Source organism: Polaromonas sp. P1_G4, assembly GCF_056405475.1.
Genome location: NZ_JBFUCA010000905.1, coordinates 1 through 982, shown reverse-complemented (window position 1 = coordinate 982; position 982 = coordinate 1). Strand labels below are relative to the sequence as shown.

1 protein-coding gene is annotated in these 982 nt (G+C 58.0%); it reads left to right on the top strand.

Going from position 1 to position 982, the window contains the following annotated elements; all coding sequences use genetic code 11:
* Positions 1-982 (top strand): LON peptidase substrate-binding domain-containing protein (locus AC1D1X_RS24350; protein ID WP_477699495.1); only part of this gene is annotated, 982 nt, incomplete at both ends.

The following is a 982-nucleotide window of genomic DNA, read 5'->3' as shown; positions in this document are numbered from 1 at the left end:
CACCTGTAGAGCCCGTGGTTGTGATCGCCGGTGACAAGACCAGTGAGATAGAAGCATTGCGCCGTGCCGTGATGCAGCAGTTTGACCATTACGTCAAATTGAACAAGAAGATTCCGCCCGAGATACTGACCTCGATTTCCAGCATCGACGATGCGGGACGCCTGGCCGACACGATTGCCGCGCACCTGCCGCTCAAGCTGGATGCGAAGCAGGTGATCCTGGATCTTGACAATGTCAAGGCCCGGCTGGAGAACCTGTACGAACAGCTTGAGCGTGAGGTCGACATCCTCAACGTCGACAAAAAAATCCGCGGGCGTGTGAAGCGCCAGATGGAAAAGAACCAGCGCGATTTTTACCTCAACGAGCAGGTCAAGGCCATCCAGAAGGAACTGGGCGAAGGCGAAGAGGGGGCGGACATCGAAGAGATCGAGAAAAAGATCAAGACCGCCAAGATGCCGCAGGAAGCCCGTAAAAAGGCCGAGAGCGAGCTCAAGAAGCTCAAACTCATGTCGCCGATGTCCGCGGAGGCGACCGTGGTGCGCACCTATATCGATGTGCTGACCGGCCTGCCGTGGAGCAAAAAGACCAAGATCAAACACGACCTGGGCAACGCCGAGAACGTTCTCAACGAAGACCACTATGGTCTTGAAAAAGTCAAAGACCGCATTGTTGAGTATCTTGCGGTGCAGCAGCGCGTGGACAAGCTCAAGGCTCCTATCCTGTGCCTGGTTGGGCCTCCCGGGGTCGGCAAAACCTCCCTGGGCCAGTCGATCGCCAAGGCCACGGGCCGCAAGTATGTGCGTATGGCTTTGGGCGGCATGCGCGATGAAGCTGAAATCCGCGGCCATCGCCGTACCTATATTGGCGCTTTGCCGGGCAAGGTCCTGCAGAGCCTGACCAAGGCCGGCACGCGCAATCCGCTGTTCCTGCTGGATGAGATCGACAAGCTGGGCACCGACTTCCGTGGCGACCCGTCCAGCGC